The 21,902-nt window shown below is 60.7% G+C and carries 18 protein-coding genes and 1 pseudogene; 14 read left to right on the forward strand and 5 right to left on the reverse strand.

Annotation, left to right across the window (positions count from 1 at the left end; translation table 11 throughout):
- Positions 1-91: 91 nt before the first annotated feature.
- From HSS18214_RS0101990 to HSS18214_RS0102000, 3 genes are all read left to right on the forward strand, one after another.
- Positions 92-565, forward strand: coding sequence for a cytochrome c-type biogenesis protein (locus tag HSS18214_RS0101990; protein WP_012080655.1), 474 nt, complete (start codon positions 92-94; stop codon positions 563-565).
- Positions 558-1,769, forward strand: a complete 1,212-nt coding sequence (gene ccmI, locus HSS18214_RS0101995) for a c-type cytochrome biogenesis protein CcmI (protein WP_012080656.1) — start codon at positions 558-560, stop codon at positions 1,767-1,769. Before HSS18214_RS0101990 ends, ccmI begins: the two co-directional genes overlap by 8 nt.
- A gap of 238 nt (positions 1,770-2,007) precedes the next feature.
- Positions 2,008-2,853, forward strand: coding sequence for an AraC family transcriptional regulator (locus tag HSS18214_RS0102000; protein ID WP_003464995.1), 846 nt, complete (start codon positions 2,008-2,010; stop codon positions 2,851-2,853).
- A 29-nt stretch (positions 2,854-2,882) separates the two neighbouring features.
- Here HSS18214_RS0102000 and HSS18214_RS0102005 read toward each other — a convergent pair whose 3' ends face one another.
- On the reverse strand, positions 2,883-3,401 hold the full coding sequence (locus tag HSS18214_RS0102005) for a YkgB family protein (RefSeq protein WP_003464991.1): 519 nt from the start codon (positions 3,399-3,401) through the stop codon (positions 2,883-2,885).
- Between the two features lie 630 nt (positions 3,402-4,031).
- Between HSS18214_RS0102005 and HSS18214_RS0102010 the strand changes: the two genes are divergently transcribed.
- Complete coding sequence (locus tag HSS18214_RS0102010) at positions 4,032-5,393, forward strand: IS1380 family transposase (RefSeq protein ID WP_016913634.1); 1,362 nt, start codon at positions 4,032-4,034, stop codon at positions 5,391-5,393.
- A gap of 294 nt (positions 5,394-5,687) precedes the next feature.
- Here HSS18214_RS0102010 and folE2 read toward each other — a convergent pair whose 3' ends face one another.
- Positions 5,688-6,584, reverse strand: coding sequence for a GTP cyclohydrolase FolE2 (gene folE2 / locus HSS18214_RS0102015; RefSeq protein ID WP_026001666.1), 897 nt, complete (start codon positions 6,582-6,584; stop codon positions 5,688-5,690).
- Positions 6,585-6,785: 201 nt separating this feature from the next.
- Between folE2 and HSS18214_RS0102020 the strand changes: the two genes are divergently transcribed.
- The 6 genes and pseudogenes from HSS18214_RS0102020 to HSS18214_RS0102045 all read left to right on the forward strand — a co-directional run bounded on the left by HSS18214_RS0102020 (position 6,786) and on the right by HSS18214_RS0102045 (position 12,915).
- A complete protein-coding gene (locus HSS18214_RS0102020; protein WP_083844147.1) occupies positions 6,786-8,093 on the forward strand; it encodes a DUF945 family protein in 1,308 nt (435 codons plus the stop codon).
- Positions 8,094-8,141: 48 nt separating this feature from the next.
- The gene (locus HSS18214_RS0102025) at positions 8,142-8,738 is read left to right on the forward strand and encodes a LemA family protein (RefSeq protein WP_016913637.1); all 597 of its coding nucleotides are present in this window, start codon (positions 8,142-8,144) and stop codon (positions 8,736-8,738) included.
- A 42-nt stretch (positions 8,739-8,780) separates the two neighbouring features.
- On the forward strand, positions 8,781-10,757 hold the full coding sequence (locus HSS18214_RS0102030; protein ID WP_016913638.1) for a M48 family metallopeptidase: 1,977 nt from the start codon (positions 8,781-8,783) through the stop codon (positions 10,755-10,757).
- A gap of 6 nt (positions 10,758-10,763) precedes the next feature.
- Complete coding sequence (locus HSS18214_RS0102035) at positions 10,764-11,168, forward strand: DUF2784 domain-containing protein (RefSeq protein ID WP_016913639.1); 405 nt, start codon at positions 10,764-10,766, stop codon at positions 11,166-11,168.
- A gap of 173 nt (positions 11,169-11,341) precedes the next feature.
- Positions 11,342-12,589: pseudogene (locus HSS18214_RS19755) on the forward strand (S8 family serine peptidase).
- An 86-nt stretch (positions 12,590-12,675) separates the two neighbouring features.
- Positions 12,676-12,915, forward strand: coding sequence for a hypothetical protein (locus HSS18214_RS0102045; RefSeq protein ID WP_016913642.1), 240 nt, complete (start codon positions 12,676-12,678; stop codon positions 12,913-12,915).
- A 40-nt stretch (positions 12,916-12,955) separates the two neighbouring features.
- On the opposite strand, the gene HSS18214_RS0102050 is transcribed toward HSS18214_RS0102045, so the two are convergent.
- Positions 12,956-14,929, reverse strand: coding sequence for a DNA topoisomerase III (locus HSS18214_RS0102050; RefSeq protein WP_016913643.1), 1,974 nt, complete (start codon positions 14,927-14,929; stop codon positions 12,956-12,958).
- A 134-nt stretch (positions 14,930-15,063) separates the two neighbouring features.
- On the opposite strand from HSS18214_RS0102050, the gene HSS18214_RS0102055 reads away from it, so the two are divergent.
- Entirely contained in the window at positions 15,064-16,311 is a 1,248-nt protein-coding gene (locus tag HSS18214_RS0102055) for an ABC1 kinase family protein (protein WP_016913644.1), read from the forward strand.
- Positions 16,312-16,410: 99 nt separating this feature from the next.
- On the forward strand, positions 16,411-18,231 hold the full coding sequence (locus HSS18214_RS0102060) for an SEC-C metal-binding domain-containing protein (protein WP_016913645.1): 1,821 nt from the start codon (positions 16,411-16,413) through the stop codon (positions 18,229-18,231).
- On the opposite strand, the gene HSS18214_RS0102065 is transcribed toward HSS18214_RS0102060, so the two are convergent.
- Complete coding sequence (locus HSS18214_RS0102065; RefSeq protein WP_016913646.1) at positions 18,228-19,595, reverse strand: AmpG family muropeptide MFS transporter; 1,368 nt, start codon at positions 19,593-19,595, stop codon at positions 18,228-18,230. The genes HSS18214_RS0102060 and HSS18214_RS0102065 overlap by 4 nt on opposite strands.
- Before the next feature lie 113 nt (positions 19,596-19,708).
- Here HSS18214_RS0102065 and HSS18214_RS0102070 point away from each other — a divergent pair, with 113 nt between their 5' ends.
- Positions 19,709-20,227 carry an FKBP-type peptidyl-prolyl cis-trans isomerase gene (locus HSS18214_RS0102070; RefSeq protein ID WP_016913647.1) on the forward strand — a complete coding sequence of 173 codons (519 nt, stop codon included), beginning with the start codon at positions 19,709-19,711 and terminating at the stop codon, positions 20,225-20,227.
- 36 nt (positions 20,228-20,263) lie between these two features.
- Here the strand turns inward: HSS18214_RS0102070 and HSS18214_RS0102075 are convergent, their stop codons facing one another.
- A complete protein-coding gene (locus tag HSS18214_RS0102075) occupies positions 20,264-21,436 on the reverse strand; it encodes an RNA-guided endonuclease InsQ/TnpB family protein (protein WP_016913648.1) in 1,173 nt (390 codons plus the stop codon).
- A 261-nt stretch (positions 21,437-21,697) separates the two neighbouring features.
- Here HSS18214_RS0102075 and ccoM point away from each other — a divergent pair, with 261 nt between their 5' ends.
- Complete coding sequence (gene ccoM / locus HSS18214_RS19630; protein WP_016913649.1) at positions 21,698-21,823, forward strand: cytochrome c oxidase subunit CcoM; 126 nt, start codon at positions 21,698-21,700, stop codon at positions 21,821-21,823.
- Positions 21,824-21,902 lie beyond the last annotated feature (79 nt).

Raw genomic sequence — 21,902 nt, forward strand, 5'->3', positions numbered from 1 at the left:
TTCGCTACAAGCACGTCGGCGTTATAGATGAGACGGTGTGGCGTGAACAGCTTGCAGATCTTTATCAAGGTCTGGTGCAGGAGGGCACGCAATGAGCCGGTTTCTATGTGGAACTCTCTTAGTGTTGTGTTCCGCTAGTGCCGCCCAAGCTGCCATCGATGCTTACGCGTTCAAGGATGAGGTCGAACGCGCCCGGTACACCGAGTTGACCCGGGAACTGCGTTGTCCGAAATGTCAGAACCAGGATATCGCAGACTCCAATGCCCCCATCGCCGCCGATCTGCGAAAAGAGATCTTTCGCATGCTCGATGAAGGTCAGAGTAATCAGCAGATCATCGACTTCATGGTCGATCGCTATGGCGAATTCGTGCGCTACAAACCTGAGCTGAACAGCCACACCTGGTTGCTCTGGTTTGGGCCTGGCGGTTTGTTGTTGGGCGGTGTGTGGGTGATTTACTTGATCGTTGCACGTCATCGTGGTCGGCATGGCGATGATGTTGAGGTGTTTTCTGACCAAGAGCGTCAACGGCTCCTCCTCCTATTGGGTAAAGAATCTAATGATTGATTTCTGGCTATGGGTCGGCCTGCTGTTGCTGGTTGCCCTCAGTTTCGTGCTAATCCCTGTGTTGTTTGTACGTCGTGCCCAAAGCGAAGAAGATCGCACCGCTTTTTACGTGGCGCTGTATCAGGAACGCCTGGCGGAGCTACAGCTTCAGCAAGGGGACGGAGTGATGTCTCCTGCGCAAAAAAACAGTGCCCGCTCTGAGGCGGACCGCGAATTGCTGGCGGACACCGAAGGAGCTGGCCTCGAACGTTTTTCGACTACAGGCAAGCCGCTACCAGTATTCGTGGCTTTCTTGATACCGGCGCTGGGGCTCGCGCTGTACCTGCATTTTGGCGCCAGCGACAAAGTCGAGCTGGTTCGTGAGTTCGCCCAGCCTCCCGGTTCACTCGCGCAAATGAACGACCGTCTGGAACGCGCGGTTAACGCCCAACCGGAGTCAGCTGAGAACGCTTATAACCTGGCCCAAAACTACATGGCTCAAGGGAGGCCCGACGATGCCGCTAGAATGTTCGAACGAACGGTGTCACTGGCCGGTCGCCGACCGGAGTTATTAGGCGAGTGGGCTAAAGCATTGTATTTCTCTAACAACAAAATGTGGTCTCCGCCAATCAAGGCGCTGACAGATGAAGCTTTAAATGGAAATCCGGGTGAGCTCCAGAGCTTGAGTCTCATAGGTCTGGCTGCGTTTGAAGAGCATCGTTACCAAGATGCTTTAAAATATTGGCATCACGCATTAGCAGAGATGGGTTCCGACCATCCGTCACACGCTGCTTTAGTACAGGCCATTGGAAAGGCAAGAAACGGTCTTTCAGCGGATGAAAAAAACAACAATTTGACGATTAACCATGTTGCTGGCTTGCCACCAACACCGCTCAAGGTACGGGTGGACATTTCCCCGGAAATTTTCGAAAAGGTCGCTTTGGATGACAGTGTGTTCGTTTTCGTACAGACGCTATCGGGCTCCAAGGTACCTCTCGCTACCATACGACTTAAGGTCTCAAGTCTGCCGGCCGAGGTGGAGTTTTCAGGCGCTGATGCAATAGTTACCAGCAACACCTTATCGCAGACAGCCGCGATTCAAGTGACTGCTAGGGTCTCTAGGGGAGGGAAGAGTAGGTCGGGGGAATGGTTGGGCCGAAGCTCGACGACATTAAATTCGAAGAGCGCTAGGCTGAAGCTTACGATCAACCTTCCGGATATCTGATCGACTGCACCGCAAAGTGCTGTTGCCAGGTACTGTAAAATAGAAGAGTGAGCACTTGATTTGCTGGTGCTTTCAAACTACGGTGTTGTTTTTTTAACAGCCGAACTGGAAAGGGAGGCTGAGCTGCTCAGTGATCACTTTATCCGTTGGCTGATTTACGCCGGCATGTTCGCTACAGGCACTGAACGACAACGCAGATGGTATGGTCTGTGCGTTCTGACTCGTCAAGGATCGGCCAATGGATCGTTTGTCTAATTTGCTCTCGCGGTTCGGCGTGCGGGCCAATCTGTTCTATGACGGCGACCTATGCGGCTCTGCATCTTACGATGGCGCCGAGCGGCGAGGTTATATCCATCTGCTTCAGGCCGGCAGCGTGACGTTGCTTGGTCCCGATCGCAAGGATTTGCAGCTCACTCGCCCTAGCTTGATTTTTATGCCACGCCCCGCCAAGCATCAATTGTTTGCGGGTGAGTCCGATGGCGCAAAGTTGTTGTGTGCTTCCATGGAGTTTGAGGGCGGAATTGATAATCCTTTGTCGGCTTCATTACCGGACTGTTTGGTGCTCGCACTCGATGATCTGCCCATGCTGGCAGACACGTTGGAGTGGATGTTTGCCGAGGCGGCAAATGTGCATTGTGGAAGGGAAGCCGCGCTTGAGCGCTTATTTGAGCTCCTAATCATTCTGTTGCTCCGTTACCTGCTCGATCATCACCAGTTGCGCACCGGAATGATGGCTGGACTGGCCGACATGCGGCTTGCCCGATCGCTTTTACAGATGCACAACTCCCCGGAACATGCCTGGTCAATAGCAGAGCTGGCCAGTGAGTCAAATATGTCACGCGCTGCGTATGCCGTGCATTTCAAGAGTGTCATCGGACAGACGCCTGCTGATTATTTGTTGAGTTGGCGAGTTAGCCTGGCTCAGAAGCTGATGCGAGAAGGGCGCTCGATTACGCTGATTGCAGCTCAAGTCGGCTACGAAAGTCCTTCGGCGCTGTCTCGCGCATTTAGACGCAAGACGGGGTTGAGCCCTCGTGACTGGTTGAAAGATCTGGCGGGGGAAAATGATGGCAAAAAGGCCTAAGGCATTACTGCCTTAAGCCATTGAAAAAATTATGCATTAATTTTACGTTTTTCCAGTTCAACCAGCGAATGGCCTGCCACAAATATCGAAACAGCAAGCAACCCTAAGTCTTTAAGCAGAAACTGACCTGGCGCAACGGAAATCGCCGGAAACCCTAAACTAGGCTCAATGACGCCCGGAGTGGAAAACATAAAGCTAAGGGTTGTGAAGAACAGGCCTGCAGACAGAGCGCCTCCTACCACGGATAGTTTGGGCGACAGCATGCGGCCTGCGATCAGAGTGCCGATCGAAATCTCTAGTATGCCGAGCAGGCTGGAGAACATGTCGACCGAAAAAATGCTATACACCCATCCCAAAAGCGGGCTGTTGCTCACCAGTGGAACCAGGCCCTCGGCCTCGTAGTGGGTAAATTTCATGCCGCCGAACCAGAAGTAAATAATAGCGAGAGCCAAGTACGCGCCATAGATACCTAGCCCCATAGTTTTGGTTCCAAGCGTTAAGTGGGCCTGTACGCTGGACTTCGAGTTTTCAATGCCTATGGTTTTCATGTCTGAGCTTCCAGTAGTGAGTGAGAGTGTGTTGGCTGCCGAACGCCGTATGCGTTGGCGATGAGATGATTATGGCTGGCATCTCTAATCAAGAGGCATCAGAAAGTATTGATTTCAGTGCAGATCGTCTTGGGCGGTGCAATTCGCGATGAAGGGATCGCCGTGGAGAGCGATGAGTGCACTATTTCGATAAAGGAGTCGTTTTACATAGGTCGATGAAGCGCGTTGCGGCATCGCCTACTGTCATTTCTCAAATCTGACTATGGGGCTTGGGGCGAAGGGCGGCACTGACTAGGCTTAGAACAGCTACCAACTAGCCGCGCGGCCGCGATGCACAAAGAATGGTAACTGAGCCGTGAGTGCGGTGGGCGCCCGCATTTATTTCCAAACCCGACAGATACATCGATCTTCGACTTCAACCGGGCAGATAGCTGTTGCAGCAAGCCTATCAATCGACTTTGACGTGTTAAAGAGGATAGGTTTTCCAGGGTTGGGGAACAGCATGCCCTGCAGAACGACACACGTCACTTTTGTTAATCCTGAATCCGTGAGACCGGCCCTCGGAAGCACTTCTAACCCACTGACCTGCATGGCAATATAGCCATTATCGCCATTCACCCAGACAGTGCCATGCCCAACATAAAGTTCCGCGCCAGTCGCCGCACCCTCACCAGCCACGCCGGGCTGTCCATCATCGGGCAATGCTTCGAGATCGCTGGCGTCGACAGCATCGACAGCCGCTTCCCCACCACGCTGGGCATGCGCACCAGTGACGTGATCAAGAGCTACCTGGGCCTGCTGTGTCTGGGCATGAGCGACTATGACGCTGTCGAGAACTTCCGCCGCGACAAGCCCTTCCAACAACTGCTGACCCTGCAGAAGGTGCCGAGCGCGGCGACGTTGCGACAGCGGCTGGAGAAACTTGCCGCCAACGACCTGCAGGCGCGCACCGCCACCTGGTCCACGACCCTGCTGTCACTGATCGAAGCACCGATCACCGCCGAGACGACGCACGTCTGCCTGGACATCGACACCTTCGTCATGGACAACAGCAACTCGAAGAAGGAAGGCGTCTCGCGGACCTACCAGAAGGTCGATGGCTACACCCCGATCGCCGCCTATCTGGGCAACGAAGGGTGGTGCCTGGGTCTGGAACTGCGGCCTGGCAAGCAGCACACCATGAAGGAGAGCAACGCCTTCCTGGAGCGGGTACTGCCTCGCGCCCAATGCCTGACCAGGCAACCGATCCTGTTACGCGAGGACAGCGGCTTCGACAGCCAGGCGCACCTGGCGCTTCTCGAACAGCAACGCCAGGTCTTTGCCGACGAGGGGCGCCGGCTCGACTATGTCGTCAAATGGAACCCGCGCGGCTCGGCCACGGCTGATCGAGATACCTGGCTGGCGGTGGCGGCGGACTACTGGGAAGAGCTGCGTCCTGGCAAGCGCCAGGCGCTGTGGCCGCAGACCGTCTCGATCCACGACGACAACAAGACCGAATACGTCGTCCAACGCGTGATGCGCCTGGTAGAGCGCACCGCCGATCGCGATGGCCAGTTGCTGCTCGAACCGGACTATGAGTTGGAAGGCTGGTGGACCAGCCTGGACGAGGCGCCGGAGGCGGTGATCAAGCGCTACCAGGCGCATGCCACCCATGAGCAGTTTCACAGCGAGATCAAGACCGATCTCGACCTGGAGCGCTTGCCGTCCGGCAAGTTCGCCACCAACGATCTGATCCTGCATCTCGCCCAGTTGGCCTACAACATCCTGCGCCTGATGGGACAGCTAGGCATGACCGGCGAGCTGAGCCCGGTTCGCCACCCGGCCAAGCGGCGCCGGCTGCGCACCGTGCTACAAGAGTTGGTGCACCGTGCGGCTCTCGTGATTCACAAGGCACGGCAGATCATCCTCGACTTCGGGCAGGATATCGGGCGCATGACGGTGCTCAAGACGCTGCGGAGCCGACTGCGTTATCCACGAGGAACGCCATGCTGACCGTCAATCGGCGACACTCTATCCACAAGCAGTTCCAGGCGACACGCGATCGCCAGATATGTCGTGCCTGGCGGGTGGAAAGGCATGACAAAACGGGCCGTCAGCACTGATCAGCACGGTGGGTTTTGGCAATAACGGGCTTGCGAAAGCCAACTTGCACGGGGCGAATGATCAAAAAGTGCTCGCTGGCGGTGATAGGGAAAGTGTCGGCGCCGGCTTCACGGATTCAGGTTAATGTTAATGGCCAATTAATCTGACCCACCTGAGCCATGTTTATTGAACTATGCCAGCGGCTCATGGCAGGCTCCTCCAGTTCCACTCGCTGCGTGCTACGGCATCATGGGCGTGCAGGCTTTCAGCGTGCACCACCTTGAGCGCAAAGCCTGAGAGGAAAGAGTGTTGCGACAGGGTGTGGTGCAGGCGACGGGCGGCATCCTCGCAGAACATCAGGTTTTGGCCATTGGCCAGCGCAAAAGCCTGCTCATCGATACGCTTGACGGCAGTTTGCAGAGCCGTGCCCAGGGCGTGTTCCACTTTGTCGACCAGGGCCAGCAGTGGCAGGTCGTTCTCGCCGTCTGCCAGCCGAACCTTGACATGGGCCTGGCTGCGCTGACTGTGGGGCGTGGCCAGAATGCCCTGTTCGCTGCCCAGCCAGGCGTGGACGGCCTCGCGGCTGACGGGCATATCGGTGAAGTCTTCGGCAAACGCCTGCTGAATCAGCTGACGGGCCAGCGCTGCAGAGCAAGGGCAGGTGGAGGAGTAGCCAACGCTGAGGCTCAGCTCTGCGTCGAACCCGTCAGGCCCCAGGCGGCAGCGGAGGGTGAAAGGGTAGGTTTTCCATCCGGCGAGCGGGCTGATCAGCGCAGGGCGATTGAGCAGGGCATCGCCTGCCAGCTCCAGAAATGCCTGCTGGGAAAGGTCCTCATGGCTGGCCAGAAACGTGTTCAGGATCTGGCGAACAGTGCCCAGGGTGAGTTGCTGATGTTCAAGGGCCGCCAGGGCCAGGTAGAGCCGCGACATGTGGATACCGCGGGCCTGGCGGTCGTCCAGGCTGACGCCTGCCGACGCGCGGCCTGCCAGAGTGTGGCCCGCTACCTTCAGCGGCAGTGCGATGCCTTCCATGCCCACCCAGCTTAGCGTGCCATGCAGGCGGCTGGAGGTGCGGGCGATGTCTTGCAGCGTGTGATTCATGAGCAGCTCGGCGGTCAATTGATGGAATGTTATAACATAACAAATACTCGATGCGATGATAGCTCGCTGCCCTCGTGTGTGCAAATGGCCAATAACCAGTGACAGGCGCTGAATCGACGTTTCTTTTTGAAACGAATCTGGCATCATTGATAATTATTCTTATGTTGATGTTGGCAACATATTCTATCGAGAGGGCTAGGCATGGCGTTGAGTGCAAAGGGATGGGGCGTGGCGGCAGCAGGTGTGCTGGTGGTTGGCGCTGGTGGGTATGTCGCAGCTCAGGCGATGGTGGGCAATCAGGTGGAGCAGGCGCTGGCCGATAGCCTCGCCGAGCTGGATCGGTCGGTCTCCTACGAGGTGCATGATGTGCAGATCGACAAGGGCCTCTTCGATACCCGAGCCACGGCCACGATCGCCATGCGCGGGTTCGAAGACGCCACGGCGGACGTCAACCTGTTCGTCAAGCACGGGGCGCTGAGCGCTGATATTACCGGCGAAATCGTGCCCAATCAGGCTCTGGTGCAGGGCGTCATCGATATCGACCTCAAGGCAACACGTTCCGCCATCGAAGGGCAGCTGAGCGCCACCGAGCTGGATGGCGTGGCGCTGGATGTGCTGGTCGACCAGCTGGTGGTGGGGCTCGATCGCGGTGCCGACGGGCATTGGCACCTGGATACCCGGGCTCAGGAAATCACCTACCATGGCGACAATGAAACCGTGCGCATGGTGACGCCACGGCTGATCCTGAACACTCGTCATCACGAAGGCGAACCCGTGCTGCTGCAGAGTCTCGACATACCGCGCACGGAAATATTCGTGGAAGGCGTGCGGGTCTACCTGGAGGGCATGGAGTCGGAGAGCGAGTCACGAGGGGAGACCATTGTCCACCAGAGCGGCCATTTCCGGATTGCCGAGATGGGCGTGGATGATACGTCCTTTGGTAGCCTGGCCTTCGAGGTGAGTGCCGACAACTGGGACCTGGAGGCGCTGCAAGCCTTTCAGGAAGCCTATGCCCCCCTCATGGCCATGCACCTGGATGCCGAAGAGCGCGGCGTGCCGGTGGATGCCGAGCAAGAGCGTGTGCTGATGGCCGAGGCTCTGGAAAGCAGCTACGCCATGCTGGTTGCCAGCCCCACCATGGCCATCGACCCCCTGCAGGCCCATATCGTACTGCCCGACCTGGGCATCGACTTCAAGCCTCGGCTCACTACGCACATGGCCTTCGACGGTCAGGACCTCGCCAAAGGCGCGCTCTACGGTGCCTTCTGGCCGGTTGGGCAGCCGTTACCCCAGGGCCTGATGAGCGAAGAGCAGATGATGAGCCCCTTCGAGGCTCAGGAGTATCTCAGCCGTCGCCTGAGCCTGGCGTTGACCGTAACCACACCTCCCGATCTGGTATTGGGCTTTATTCCGATGCCATTTGCCGCCATGCTGGACAGCGAGGCGGAAGAGCAGGAAGTGCTTTGGCAAGAAGGAAGCCTGATGATCAATGGTCAGCCGATCATGTAATGGGGCACACCCGCTCTCCATGAATCTGGGTCTACGGAAGGAAATATCATGATGCTCACTGTGGTTATCGTGCTGGTGGTGATAGCTCTGATCGCCGTCTATATGGTGTCGGTGTACAACCGACTGGTGTCGCTGCGCAACCGCTTTCAAAACAGCTTTGCGCAAATCGAGGTGCAGCTGAAGCGGCGTCACGACTTGATTCCCAACCTGGTGGAAACCGCCAAGGGCTACCTCAGTCATGAGCGGGAAACGCTGCAGGCGGTGATCGAAGCGCGTAACACCGCCGCCGCTGGCCTGAAAGCCGCCGCGGCCAATCCTGGCAGTGCCGAGGCCATTGCGCAGCTAGGAGGCGCAGAGGGCGCGTTGACTCAGGCCATGGGGCGGCTGAACGTGGTCATGGAAGCCTACCCGGACCTGAAAGCCTCGCAGAACATGCAGCAGCTATCGGAAGAGCTGACCAGCACCGAAAACAAGGTGGCGTTTGCCCGTCAGGCGTTCAACGACGCGGTGATGCACTACAACACCTATCGCCAGAGTTTCCCACCGATTGCCGTGGCGGGCATGCTGGGACATGGGCAGGATGCCACGCTGCTGACCTTCGAAGACAGCGCCCAACTGCAAACGGCGCCGAGCGTCTCGTTCTAGACGTGATGCCCAGGCCCGGGTGACCACAGGGAGGCCAATGCCATGGATTTCTTTACCGCACAAGACAACGCCAGGCGCAGCACGGGCCGCTGGGTGGTGCTGTTGCTCCTCGCCATCGTCTCGTTGATCGGCGTGACCACGCTGGTGGTGGCCATTGCGCTGTACATGATGGGCGCCAGCGGCAGTCAGGCTCAGCCGGTCGAGCAGGGGGTGTTGACCATGCTCTCCTGGCAGCTGCTGGCGGCGGTGGCCGTCGGCGTGCTGGCGCTGGTGGGGTTCGGGGGGCTGTACAAGCAGCGCCAGCTGCGTCGAGGTGGCCGTGTGGTGGCGGAAGCGCTGGGTGGCCGTCTGATCAACCTCGACACGCGCGATCACGACGAGCGGCGGATCCTGAATGTAGTCGAGGAGATGGCCATTGCCTCCGGAACGCCGGTGCCTGCGGTATACGTGCTGGAAGAGGAGGGGATCAATGCCTTTGCGGCCGGTTATCAGCCTGCCGATGCAGTGGTGGGCATTACCCGAGGCGCCATTCGGCAGCTCACCCGCGATGAGCTGCAGGGGGTGGTCGCCCATGAGTTCAGTCATATTCTGCACGGCGACATGCGCCTGAACATCCGGCTGGTGAGCCTGCTGCATGGCGTGCTGCTGATTGGTCTGGCAGGCGGCATGATGTTGCGCAGCTTGCGCTTTCGAAGAGTCAGCAACAACAAGCGCGACAACTCGGCGGCGGTAGTGCTGGGCCTTGGGCTGGCGCTCACCTTGATCGGCTACGCGGGCACTTTCTTTGGCGGGCTGATCAAATCGGCGGTGAGCCGTCAACGGGAGTATCTGGCCGACGCGGCAGCCGTGCAGTACACCCGCAACCCACAGGGGATAGGCGGTGCGCTGGTGAAAGTGGGTGCCCATGCCAAGGGCTCGCACCTCTCGGCACCTCAGGCGGCCGAATTCAGCCACCTGTTTTTCAGTCAAGGAGTGTCGTCGGGGCTAAGCCAGCTCATGGCGACGCATCCGCCGCTCAAGTCGCGCATTCAGCGCGTTCTGCCCGACTGGCACGGTCGTTTCGAAGCCTTGCAGCCAGCGCCTTCGCAGCAAGAGCCCGACACCCCTGGTGCCGAGGCAGACCAACGCTCCCATGGCCGCCGGATGGGAGGTGTGTCCACGTCTCCCGAGGCGCTGTTCAGTATGGCGGCCATGCAGGTGGCGCTGGGGGCCATGGGGCAGCCCGATCCACGCCATTTGCAAAAGGCCCGCGACGTGATCGATGCCTTGCCCGCCACCCTGGTAGAGGCCGCCCATGAACCCTACAGTGCCAGGGCGCTGATCTACGCCATGCTGCTGAGCGACGATGATGCCGAACGCACACAGCAGTTGGCGGCGCTGGAGGCCGTGGCGCTGCCGGATGTGTTCGCAGCATTGCATACCCTCAAGGAGCAGGTGGCCCGGCTCGACGTACAGCTGCGCCTGCCGCTGATCGAACTTGCCCTGCCTGCGCTCACCTCGCTTTCCACACAGCAGGCCCAGCACTTCAGGCTCTGTATGGAGCGTTTGATCCATAGCGACGGCAAGGTCAGCCTGTTCGAGTGGACGCTCTACCAGCTGCTGCTGAGCCATCTGAGCGAGCGTCACGGCGGTGCTGAAACCCTGACGTTGGAACAGACCCAGGCCGAATGTCAGCGGTTGTTGGGCGTGTTGGCTGAGGCGGGAGTGGCACCAGGGCAGGCGGGTGACGAGGCCGTGGCTGCCGCGCTGCGGGCTGCCCAGGCCTCGCTGCCTTTCACGTTGTCTTCCCTGCAAGACGCCGATGACATGCAGGCGCTCAGCCTGGCCGTAGAGCGCTTGCGCCGCTTGAAACCGCTGCATAAAGCCCGCTTGCTGAACGCCATGACCCGCTGTGTAGAACACAGTGGCGTGATTCGCGCCGCCGAGGCAGAGCTGTTCCGCGCGGTGGCCGATATGCTCGGCTGCCCAGTGCCGCCGCTGTTGGAAGAGCCCGACAGCGATACTCACTCCATGGGGTGAACGCCCATGCCTTCATCGCTCCTACTGTTACTGGCCGATGCCGTGTTGCTGTTGCATGTGCTGTTCGTAGCCTTCGTGGTGCTGGGGCTAATGGCTATCTACCTGGGCGGTATTCTGGGCTGGTACTGGGTGCGCCACCGCCGGTTTCGGCTTGTTCATCTAGGCGCCATTGGTTATGTGGTCGTGCAAGCGTGGCTAGGAGCCGTCTGCCCGCTCACCACCCTGGAAATGGCGCTGCGTGCCGAAGCCGGTTCAGCCACTTACGCTGGTTCCTTCATTCAACACTGGCTCCAGCGGCTGCTCTACTACACGGCACCGGAGTGGGTGTTCGTGGCGGTATATACCCTGTTCGGTAGCTTGGTGCTGGCCAGCTGGTGGGTGGTGCGGCCCGTTGCCCGCCAGCGGGGGTGAGGTTTGCAGGGGCCTGCCGTAGTCCGTAATGCGTTGCAGAGTCGTGCTGGCAGGGAACGCGAGGTGCGTTAGGCTGAGGGGTACGTACGCCGTTTCGCCAAAGGGCCTGCCAGGGCAGGTGTCTGCTGGAGAAAGGGCGATCATGCAGAGTGCCAAGCGTAAAGAGGTGCAGGATGACCAAACGACCAAATGGACAGGGTGACGCTTCGATAGCGACCGTTTCGTGCAAGACCGAGCAGCTGCTGCTGGCAGCGTTGGAGCGGGGTGGCAGCTGCCTGGAAACAGGGCGTTACTTGATCAGCTATCGAGACGGCCAGGTGGAAGAGGGCATCAAGGCACTGCAGCCCTTAACTTCCGTATTGCCGACGCGCGCGATTTCAGCGAGCAAGCGGTCAGCCTGGACGAAACCGGTGACGCCGAGGCGCTGGTATTTCCAGAGCTGGGCGTAGCCTTGGTGGGGGGCGATGCCTTGCAGCACCATGGTATGGACGTACTGGATAAGCTCGCGGTGAATAGCCCCATCGAGATCATCGAGCCCGAATATTTTGCCTTTTCGGAAAACTCGGAGTACTTGCGCGGTTTTCTGCGTGCCGCGACCACCATTGCCCGTGACATGGGGGTGGAGCTGGAGATGGAAAACGCCGTCGAAAAGCCAGAACAAGAGGGCCGCACCACCACCTGGGGGTGGGGCAGGTATCAAGGTCGCCGTGCTGGATACCGGGATGGACCTGGGCCACCCGGAGTTTGCGGGCCGTGAATTTGTCTCGCGCAGCTTCGTCGGCGAGCCGGTGCAGGACCTCAATGGGCATGGTACACACTGTATTGGAACCGCCTGCGGCCCGAAGTCTCCCCGCGGTGATACCCCCCGTTACGGGGTTGCCTTCGATGCCCAGGTGCTGGTGGGCAAAGTGTTGACCAACTCGGGCGCAGGCGTGTTGGCGGGGTTGAACTGGGCGATTGCCAATCGCTGTGAAGTGATCTCCATGTCACTGGGCAGCCAGAGCCCGGTACAGGCCGCCTACACCCATGCCGGTGCGGCAGCGCTACGCAACGACTGCCTGGTGATAGCAGCGGCGGGCAATTCAACCCTGCCAACCGGCGCCCCGGCGAACTCGCCCACGGTGATGTCGGTGGCTTCCCTGGACCCCAACCTGTCGGTGTCCAGCTTCTCCAATCATGGCAAGATCGAGCTGGCCGCTCCAGGGCGCGACGTGTTGTCTGCCTGGCCTCGGCCGACCTGTCACAAGGCCATCAGCGGTACCAGCATGGCGACTCCGCACGTGGCGGGCTGTGCGGCCCTTTGGGCCCAGTCGGATGCTTCATTGCGAGGCCGAAAACTGTGGGATCAGTTAATAGCCTCTGCTCGCCCTTTGCCGCTATCGCAAGAGCAGGTAGGCGCGGGGCTGGTACAAGCCCCTTAGGCTGCGTGGTGCGCTGGCGGTCTTCTCCGGCCGTCCAGCGCATGCCCATCAACACGTGTGGCATTGATTTTCGGGAGATACCTTCAATGGCAACGGTAACGCTCTGGCTGATCACGATCTCCAGCGATCAGCCCATCCATGACATCGCCACGCGTCTCAGCGCCGAAGGGTTCACCGTCCGCGAGGTGCTGGAGGAGATCGGCTGCATTACCGGCGCCGCCGATGACGCTACCGTCCAGCGGCTCAAACGCGTGCAAGGAGTGCTAGACATCGCCCCGGATACGCCGATGGATGTGGGGCCACCAGGTACGGATGAGACGTGGTGATCATGGCTTTTTGCGGGCTCATCAATCGAATGTGGCCGATTTAGTCAGTTCGCCTTGAGCGCACTCGCTTCCCCGCCGTGCTACTGCGGCTTCCCGTACTTTTCTTGCTGCCCGTCTTGCTGCCGGTACTCTTGCGCCGTGCGTAGCTCTTTTTGCTGGTTCCGCTGCGTTTGGCGGGGCCTGCGGCTTCGCCCTGAGCGGTTTGCAGGCTGTGGCGCAGTTTGCTGGCATCGCTTTGGCGCAGCAGGGTGTGCAAGTCTTCCAGCAGGGCGTGTTGGAAGGCGTTGGGGTCGTCCTGGCGTTCGGAGATCGCGCGCAGGCGCTGCTCCCAGAGAGCGGTGCGTTCGGGAGTGCTGACGGCGCTGGGCAGTGCGGCGATGAGGGCGACGCCAAGCTGAGTGGCGCGCAGGGCTTTTTGCTGGCGTACCAGGTAGCCGCGCTGCACCAGGGTTTCGATGATGCCTGCTCGGGTGGCCTCGGTGCCCAGGCCGTCGGTGTCGCGCAGGGTGCGGCGCACTTCCGGGTCGTCCACGTAGCGGCCAATGTTCATCATCGCCTTGATCAGGCTGGCGTCGGTGAAGGGTTCTGGCGGTCGGGTCTCTTTCTCTTCCACGCCTGCACCGAGGGCCTGACAGGCTTCGCCCTGGGTCAGTGGCGGCAGCGGCGGGGCCTCTTCTCGGGTGGTGAACAGCGGCTTCCAGCCGGGGTCGAGAATGCTCTGGCCCCGCGTGCGGAAGGCTTCATCCAACAGGGTGAACTCGGCTTTGACTTCGAAAGTGCGCAGCGGGCGATAGAACTGTGCCATGACGTTGCGCACGATCAGTCGAAACACATGCCCTTCGGTGGCGGAAAGCTGGCTGAAATCGGCGGGTTTGCCGGTGGGGGCCAGGGCGTGGTGCGCGCCTACCTGTTTGTCGTTCCAGGCTTTTGAACGCAGGGTAAAGTCAGCCCCGTGGAGCCACCCGCGCAGGGTGTCGTCGTGCTGGCAGGCGCTGGCCAGGGTTTGTCGGGCCAGCGGCAAATGCTCCTCGGGCAGGTAGCGGCAGTCGGAGCGGGGGTAGGTAATCAGCTTGTGCTGCTCATACAACCGCTGGCAAATATCCAGCACCATCTGTGCAGAGAGGCCATGACGACGGGCGGCATCTACCTGCAGTGCAGAGAGCGAGTAGGGCAGCGGCGGGGCCTGGCGCTTCTCCTGCTGGTCTAATGTGGTGAGCGTGCCGCGGGCGCCGGGCAGTTGAGCGGCCAGGGCATCGGCGGGGCTGCGGTCAATCAAGCGCCCTTGTTCATCCAGCGGCTGGTGCTCTTTGGGTGCCCACCAGGCGCGCAGCTGGCCCTGGGCCACCTGAAGGTCCACCCACAGCGGGTAAAAGGGGTGGGGCACAAAATCACGAATGGCGTTGTCGCGCCGCACGATGAGCCCGAGTACCGGGGTTTGCACACGGCCCACGGAAAGCACGCCGTCGTGGCCTGCCTGGCGGCCGGTAAGGGTCCAGGCACGGGTCAGGTTGATGCCGTACAGCCAGTCGGCGCGAGCGCGTGCCTGGGCCGCTTCGAACAGCGGCTGGAACTCGCTGTTCGGCCGCAGGCTGGCCAGGGCGCGGCTGACGGCGGGTCGGTTGAGGTCACTGACCAGCAGTCGCTGTACCGGGCCACGGTATTTCAGGTGCTCGATCACTTCCTGTACCAGCAGTTGGCCTTCGCGGTCCGGGTCGCCCGCGTGCACCACGCTGGTGGCTTGCTTGATCAGTTTGCGAATCACCGCCAGCTGGCCACGTGCCTTGGGGCGCGGGGCCAGCTGCCACTGCCGGGGCACGATGGGCAGCCTGTCCAACCGCCACTGTTTGTCGGCCGGGTCGTAGGCTTCCGGTGGGGCTTGCTCCAGCAGGTGGCCCAGGCACCAGGTCACGATGGTATCGCCGCATACAATCGCGCCATCCTGGCGTTGGCCGCCGGGCAGGGCATCGGCAATGGCCCGCGCCAGGCTGGGTTTCTCGGCGATAATCAAGCGCATGGGGTGTGATCCTGGAGGCAGTGAAGAACGAAAGGGCATGGTAGCAGAAGTGGCCAACGGGTTAGAGTTCTGATACATGAAAATGTATACAGGTGTCGTGGACATGCGGTAAAGCATCCGAAAAGGCGATCTCCATGCGCGAACGCGGCAGAACACGACGTTTACTAGGGCTGGGTGCCCGCACCGGCGGTGCCCTGCTGAAGACTCGGCTGGGCGGCCAGGCAGATTGGCAGGCACTGGGCGAAGCGCTGTTCGAGGGGCTTTCCGAGTTGAAAGGCCCGGCCATGAAGCTGGCGCAGATCATGTCGCAGTGGGACGATTTGCTGCCACCAGAGCTGGCCAACGAGCTGGCGCGCCTACAGCGTCAGGCAGAGCCGATGCCCTGGCCCAAAATCCGCGAGGCGTTGGTATTGCAATACGGCGATATCGACAAGCACTTTCAAAGCATTGAAGAGCGTCCGTTCGCCAGCGCCTCCATGGGCCAGGTGCACAAGGCCGTGACCCATGACGGTGAAACCGTGGTCCTCAAAGTGCAGTACCCCGGGCTTGCAGAGGTGCTGGAAAGCGACCTCAAGCAGGTCAAGCGGATCATGGGGCTGGGCCGCTGGTTCAAGGTGCCCCAGGCACGGCTGGATGCGCTGTTCGAGGAGTTGGCGGCGGGGCTGCGCGACGAACTGGATTACCATGCCGAGGCCCAAGCGCTGGCGCGCTATCGCGAGCGCTACCTGAGCAACCCGGCGCTGGTGATTCCCGAGCCGCTGTTCGAGCTTTCCGGGCAGCATGTGCTGGCCATGCGCTATGTGGGCGGAACGCCGCTGCGTGAGCTGGAGAGCGCCGACGATGCCACTCGCCAGCAGGTGGCCGTTGCGCTGGCCGACTGGATCACCGAAGAGCTGTTCACCTACCGCGAGCTGCATGCCGACCCCCACGCAGGCAACTTTGCCTGCGACGAGCAGGGCAGGCTGGTGATTTATGATCTGGGCGCCGTGATCCCGGTGCCGGAAGCGCGCCTGAAAGCCATGATGCAGCTTCTGGATGCCACCCTGGCACAGGACCCCATGGCCATGGACGATGCGCTAATGAAGATGGGCGGACGCCAGGGTCAGGGCGCTCCGCTGGCGCTCTATAAAGAGTCGGCAGAGTGCATCACGCCGCTGTTTGCGCCCGGCCAGCAGGACTTCAGCGATGTGCGTGTACACCGCCGACTGCGTGAGCTGACGCCCAAGGTATGGGCAGCCATGGACCGGCTGCAGCCGCCAGCGGATACGCTGCTGCTTTCCCGAGCCCTGAACGGCCATTACTGGAATCTGGTAAGGCTGAGGGCGCGCCTCGACATGCACGAGCGCACGCAGCCGCTGTTGGCCTGGGCGCGCACCCCCTGATGAGGCCTTCTCCCTGAGCGATTGTCGCTGCGGCAGCGTGGTTAGCCATGCTAGACTACGGCGCTTTGAAAACGCGTATTGAAGACAGTGGAGACGGCAATGCTGGCGGTATGGGTCGATCAACTGCTGGGGTTTGCCTCTGGGGCACTCTCGGCAATCAGGCGGCAGGAGCACTACCCGGATTTCATGACCTGGGTGCGTGCCGAAGGTGCTGCATCCTTTAACGATAACGTGGCCACCGCGCAGGCGCTGGCGCCCATTTTATGGTCGCAGACACCGCTGGAGCGACTGAACTTCGCCAGTGAGCCGCTGGCCACCCCCGGGCGCAACGAGCCCTGCTGGTGCGATTCGGGCCGCAAATACAAGCAGTGCTGCTACCGCGTCAACTTCCCCACCGACATTCCCGAGCAGATGATGTGGATGCTCTCGCTGCGCGAGTGGAAAGGTGCCACCCTCAAGGCTGCTCTGGAGAGCCAGCAGGCACCGCCCCAGGCGCTGCTGGAAGCCGGGCTGATCGCGGCAGAAAGTGGCCAGACCGGCCGCGCCATGCAGATACTGGAGTCGTTGTTCGATGGCAGCGACTGGTCGCGGCTGCCCGAGCAGGCCGAACCCGCCTTCGAAATTTTGCTCGATATCTACCAGGAGCGCGGGTTCACCCGTAAACGCGCCGACCTGCTGGACGAGGTGATGGAGCGAGGGCCGCTGTTCTTGCGCGGCGTGGCCCTCGAACGACTGTGCCTGATGCACCTGGATAACGACGATCTCGACAGCGCTCGTGGGGCCTTTGTCAAAGCCCAGCAGGCACTGCCCGACTCGCCGACGCTGGCTTATATCGAAGCCATGCTGCTACTTCACGAAGGCCATGAGCAGGAGGCCAAGGAGCGAGCCAACTTCTGGTATCGCCGCCTGGCGCGCCAGGGCGGGCTCGATGACGAGCAGCTCGATTTTCTTGCCGCCCTGGCCGAGAACCCCGGGGCCACGCTGGCCGACCAGCTGCTGAGCGCCGAAGAGGATATGGCGACGCCGCTGGTGGCCCTGCAGGCGCTGCTGGCTGCGCTGCCCACTGCGCCGCTGTTGACCATTACCCGCGACGACGAGCGGGGCCGCTTGCTGTATACCACCACCGCCCGTGAAGAGACGCTGTTTGCCGCTTGGCACGAGCAGTTCCAGGTGCTGGTGGACGAAGAGGTGGCGCTGGGTTTTCGGGACGACCCTTGGGTCAACGCCATCGACTGGATGTCCGAGCTGTGTGCCCACCCCGAGTGGTTGGATGCCCCCCAGGTCGTGCAGGATTTGACGCTGGCGCTGACCAGCCGCTTTGGCAGCCTGCCGTGGATGGCGCCCAGCCTGCTGGAGCCTCTGGCGCTGCGCCTCTCGCGCTGGCTGGAGCAGGCTCGGGCCGCTGGTGAAGGTAGCCTGTGCTGGGACGATGCCGATAATGCCATGCTGCTGCGTACCGGCCTGGCGCTGGTGGTGGGCATGGAGCGGGGCGCCCGGCAGCACTCTCGGGAGCTGGCCGAAGAGCTGCTGGCCATCGACCAGGAAGATAGCCTGGGGCTACGTGAATTGGTGCTGGACCAGTTGCTGCGCGATGACCGCAACGAGGAGGCCCTGGCGTTGACCAACGAGCCGCAAAAGGACGACGGCTCGCTGGTGCTGGGACTGTTGATGGGACGCACACTGGCGCTTTATCGCCTGGGCCAACAGGAAGCCGCAGAAGCGGCGCTGGCCGATGTGATGGCCCACAGCCGCTATGCGCTGGAATTGATCTGCGCGGAAAACCCGCGCCCCTCCATGCCCCATCCGGATGGCCAGGTAGACCCAGGCTCCCGTGCGGAAGCCTGGCAGTACCGCACCCTGATGCGTGACCAGTGGCGCACCACGCCAGGCGCACTGGCCTGGCTGGAGCGCCACCGCTAGCGGGAAGCGATATTGGGCGTGGGCACCAGCTGCTTGTCGCGGCTGATCCAGATGGCCAGCAGGATGGCGGGCAGGCCCAGCAGGGTGGCGACCACGAAGAAGGTGGCGTAGCCCTGCGCCGTGACCACCAGGCCGCCAAAGCCGCTCAGGAATTTGCCTGGCAGCGTCATCAAGGATGAGAACAGCGCATACTGGGTGGCGGTATAGGCCCGTGAGGTGAGGCTGGAAAGAAACGCAATGAACACTGCGCTGGCCAGGCCATTGGCCAGGTTGTCACCAATAATGGTGATGACCAGCATCGGCACCTGGTTACCGATCAACGCCAGCACGGCAAACAGCAGGTTGGTCAGCGTGGCGGCCGCCGCGCCGAGAATCAGCACTGGGCCAATGCCGTAGCGGGCCACCAGTAACCCTCCCAGCAAACCACCGGTAATGCTCATGGCGATGCCGAAAATGTTGGTGACGCTGGCGATGGTGCCCAGTGAGAACCCAAGGTCGATGTACAGCGGGTTGGCCATGGAGCCCATGGCTAAATCACTGATGCGAAACACGCCGATAAATACCAGAATACCGAGTGCCTTCACCCCGTAGCGGCGAAAGAAATCGGTGAATGGGCAGACAATGGCCCCAATCGCCCAGGCGGTGATGCGCCGGAATACCTTGGGTTGACCGCGGCTGGCGCGGAGGAAGGCGCGCACCCTGGGCTCATGGATCAACTGCACGCTCAGCGACGCGCGCTGGGGCTCGGGGCGAATCAATACCGTCAGCACCCCGATACCCACCAGCGCCGCCATGCTCAGGTAGGCGGCGCTCCAGGAAAAGGCCGACGCCACGTAAAGCGCGCCAGCCCCCGCCGCGATGAGTCCCCCGCGATAGCCAATGATATAGGTCGACGCCATGGCCGCCTGAAGGTCGTCGTTGGCCGATTCGATCCGGTAGGCATCGATGGCGATGTCCTGGGTGGCCGAGCCAAACGCTACCAGCAGCGCAAAGGCCGCGACCCAACCCAGATTGTTTACTGGGTCGAGCCCGGCCAGCCCCACCAGCCCTGCGGCAATCATCCCCTGTGCCAGCAGCATCCAGCCTCTACGCTGCCCGAAGGTGCGGGTCAATAGCGGCAGGGCCAGCCGGTCGACCACCGGCGCCCAGAAGAACTTGATGGAGTAGAGCATGCCGATCCAGGCGAAGAAGCCAATGGCGGCGACTTCCACGCCATCGCTGCGTAGCCACGCCGAGAGGGTCGAAAATACCAGCAAAAAGGGCAGGCCAGCGGAAAAACCAAGAAACAGCATGGTGATGACCGGCGCCTTGAGATAAATGGCAAGTGCCGCCAGCCAGCTACGCTGGGGGGTAGGGGTGGGCATGGGGTGTTTCGCTCCAAAAGAAAACCAGGCCGCAAGGCCCGCTAAAAACCGGTCGGTGGTAAACTGGGCCCGACATCCTATCAAGCCGACAGCTTACCGGAGAGGAGTTTTCCATGTCGATTACCGCCCATCAGGTCGTCACTTTGCATTATGTCCTCAGCGACGTGCTCAGCGATGGCAGTACCCGTGTGCTGGACGACTCCCGCGCGCGTGAACAGCCCCTGGAGTACCTGCATGGCCACGATAATATTCTGCCTGGCCTGGAGCGTGACCTGGAAGGGCGCTCTGCTGGCGATGAGCTGCGGGTCACCTTGACCCCGGCAGACGCTTATGGCGTTCGCAATGAAGCGCTGGTGCAAGAGGTGAGCCGAGCATCGTTTGGCAGCGCGGAGCTTGCACCGGGCAGCCGTTTTCAAACCGAAGGCGAGGCCGGTCCGCAGATCGTCACCGTACTGAGTGTCGAGGGCGATAGCGTGACCGTGGATACCAATCACCCGCTGGCCGGACACACGCTGCGCTACCACGTGACGCTGCTGGACGTGCGCGAGGCGACCCGCGCCGAATTGGCCAAAGGCCATCCGCTGCCGCCGGGTACCGAGCACAGCAAAGTCGAAGACCGCAAAGTGCTGTGACTGCTCCCCGCCCTGACGGGCGAGGCTTCCCACGTCTTAGGCCGCTGCCGGTGCGTGACCGGGCTTACACAGGCCTCGATGGGCAGAGACCGACAGTCCTTCGGCCTTTAACGTTAAAATGCCTTGCTGGCGAATGTTGATCGCGGCGTTTATGTCGCGGTCGATGCCTTGCGTGCCGCAGCCGGGGCAATCCCAAGTGCGAACCGTTAGCGGCATTTGTTCGACCTTGTGGCCGCAGCCTGCACAGGTTTTGGTGCTGGCAAACCACTGGTCGATTTTGACCAGATGCTTGCCTTGCTGCTTGGCTTTGTAGTCCAGTTTTTGGATCAGGCTGTGCCAACTGGCATCGGCAATATGTTTTGCCAGCTTGCGGTTTTTCAGCAGGTTTTTGACGTTCAAGGTCTCGACCACCACCGCTTGGTTATCGTCAATGAATTGTCGAGACAGTTTATGCTGGAAGTCAGCACGGGCATTGGCCAGGCGCTCGTGCGCCTTGGCAAGGGTTAGCCGTGCTTTCGCACGGCGCTTGCTGCCCTTCTGGCAGCGGGAAAGCGCTTTTTGTTTGCGCCGCAAATTAGCACGCGCCCGCTTCAAGAAACGAGGATTGGCCACTTTGCGGCCAGTCGAGTCGATAGCCAAATGCGTCAAGCCCATATCGACCCCCAGCACGGTGTCGACGGTTTGCAGCGGTGCGGGCGCCTCTACACCATCATCCACCAGCAGCGCGGCAAAATACTTGCCCGTGGTGGTGCGGGTTAAGGTGATGCTTTTCAGCGTGCCCGTTATGTCACGGTGAAGTCGGGCTTTAATCGGCGTGAGCTTCGGTATTTTGATCCAGCTCTCACCGACCTTGATGCCGGTACAGTGATAGCTCGATTGCTTACCGTGCTTGCGCTTGAATTTGGGGTAGCGGGCTTTTAACTGGGGGTTAAAGAAGTTCTGGAAGGCGCGATCCAAGTTAATGCACGCCTGCTGCAACGCAATTGAATCGTAGTCTTTCAGCCAGTGGTACTTGCGGGATTTTTTCGCTACCGCCAGTAGCGGCTTGAGGTCTTTCTTAGCCCGGAGCTTGGTGCCATGCCGCTTGTACTGCGTACTGATGATGTGCAGTGCCTTGTTGTACGCAAACCGCACCGCGCCGAACTGCTGATTTAAGAAATCAGCCTGTTCAGGGGTCGGGTAGATACGGACTTTAGTGGCTTTCAGCATGGCATTGCGGCTTATCAAGCTGTATATATATCCATATTAGCCGGTGAGGGGCGAAAATCAACCCCCAGCAGCGCTAGCGCGCTGCCCGCTTGTATCCCCGCCCGACTGGGCGAGGGTTTACGCGGGGTTTTGCTAAAACTGACGTACATCAAGTTCGCGACGCCCCATAGTGCGGTGGTTTTCAAAGGTTGACCCAGGTCAGTTTTCCCCTTCTCAAAACAGCTACGATGGCCTCATACATCACGGCGGGAGGGGAACATCATGTACTGGGACGATGCAGTCATTTTCGGCTTGGTAACTGTCGCATTGGTGATCGCGTTTATGGTGGGCTGGGTCGGCTTCGTGGTGCGTGATCATCTACGCAAGGATGAACGCAAGAAGCCTTGATCCAGCAGGCTGTAGCAGTCGTCAGGGGAGGGGGTTTACATGCAAGTGTAAACTTCCTTTTGCCGGCCCACTGGGCCGG

The organism is Vreelandella stevensii S18214 (assembly GCF_000275725.1).
In the GTDB taxonomy this organism is placed as follows: Bacteria; Pseudomonadota; Gammaproteobacteria; order Pseudomonadales; family Halomonadaceae; genus Vreelandella; species Vreelandella stevensii.

Excerpts from the sequence above, each read along its gene's own strand:
- HSS18214_RS0102070 (WP_016913647.1), top strand. The coding sequence starts at position 19,709 with ATGTCGATTACCGCCCATCAGGTCGTCACTTTGCATTATGTCCTCAGC.
- HSS18214_RS0101990 (WP_012080655.1), top strand. The coding sequence starts at position 92 with ATGAGCCGGTTTCTATGTGGAACTCTCTTAGTGTTGTGTTCCGCTAGT.
- HSS18214_RS0102020 (WP_083844147.1), top strand. The coding sequence starts at position 6,786 with ATGGCGTTGAGTGCAAAGGGATGGGGCGTGGCGGCAGCAGGTGTGCTG.
- folE2 (WP_026001666.1), bottom strand. The coding sequence starts at position 6,584 with ATGAATCACACGCTGCAAGACATCGCCCGCACCTCCAGCCGCCTGCAT.
- HSS18214_RS0102060 (WP_016913645.1), top strand. The coding sequence starts at position 16,411 with ATGCTGGCGGTATGGGTCGATCAACTGCTGGGGTTTGCCTCTGGGGCA.
- HSS18214_RS0102075 (WP_016913648.1), bottom strand. The coding sequence starts at position 21,436 with ATGCTGAAAGCCACTAAAGTCCGTATCTACCCGACCCCTGAACAGGCT.
- HSS18214_RS0102055 (WP_016913644.1), top strand. The coding sequence starts at position 15,064 with ATGCGCGAACGCGGCAGAACACGACGTTTACTAGGGCTGGGTGCCCGC.
- ccoM (WP_016913649.1), top strand. The coding sequence starts at position 21,698 with ATGTACTGGGACGATGCAGTCATTTTCGGCTTGGTAACTGTCGCATTG.
- HSS18214_RS0102035 (WP_016913639.1), top strand. The coding sequence starts at position 10,764 with ATGCCTTCATCGCTCCTACTGTTACTGGCCGATGCCGTGTTGCTGTTG.
- HSS18214_RS0102045 (WP_016913642.1), top strand. The coding sequence starts at position 12,676 with ATGGCAACGGTAACGCTCTGGCTGATCACGATCTCCAGCGATCAGCCC.
- HSS18214_RS0102025 (WP_016913637.1), top strand. The coding sequence starts at position 8,142 with ATGATGCTCACTGTGGTTATCGTGCTGGTGGTGATAGCTCTGATCGCC.
- HSS18214_RS0102005 (WP_003464991.1), bottom strand. The coding sequence starts at position 3,401 with ATGAAAACCATAGGCATTGAAAACTCGAAGTCCAGCGTACAGGCCCAC.
- HSS18214_RS0102050 (WP_016913643.1), bottom strand. The coding sequence starts at position 14,929 with ATGCGCTTGATTATCGCCGAGAAACCCAGCCTGGCGCGGGCCATTGCC.
- HSS18214_RS0102030 (WP_016913638.1), top strand. The coding sequence starts at position 8,781 with ATGGATTTCTTTACCGCACAAGACAACGCCAGGCGCAGCACGGGCCGC.
- HSS18214_RS0102000 (WP_003464995.1), top strand. The coding sequence starts at position 2,008 with ATGGATCGTTTGTCTAATTTGCTCTCGCGGTTCGGCGTGCGGGCCAAT.
- HSS18214_RS0102065 (WP_016913646.1), bottom strand. The coding sequence starts at position 19,595 with ATGCCCACCCCTACCCCCCAGCGTAGCTGGCTGGCGGCACTTGCCATT.
- ccmI (WP_012080656.1), top strand. The coding sequence starts at position 558 with ATGATTGATTTCTGGCTATGGGTCGGCCTGCTGTTGCTGGTTGCCCTC.
- HSS18214_RS0102010 (WP_016913634.1), top strand. The coding sequence starts at position 4,032 with ATGCCCAACATAAAGTTCCGCGCCAGTCGCCGCACCCTCACCAGCCAC.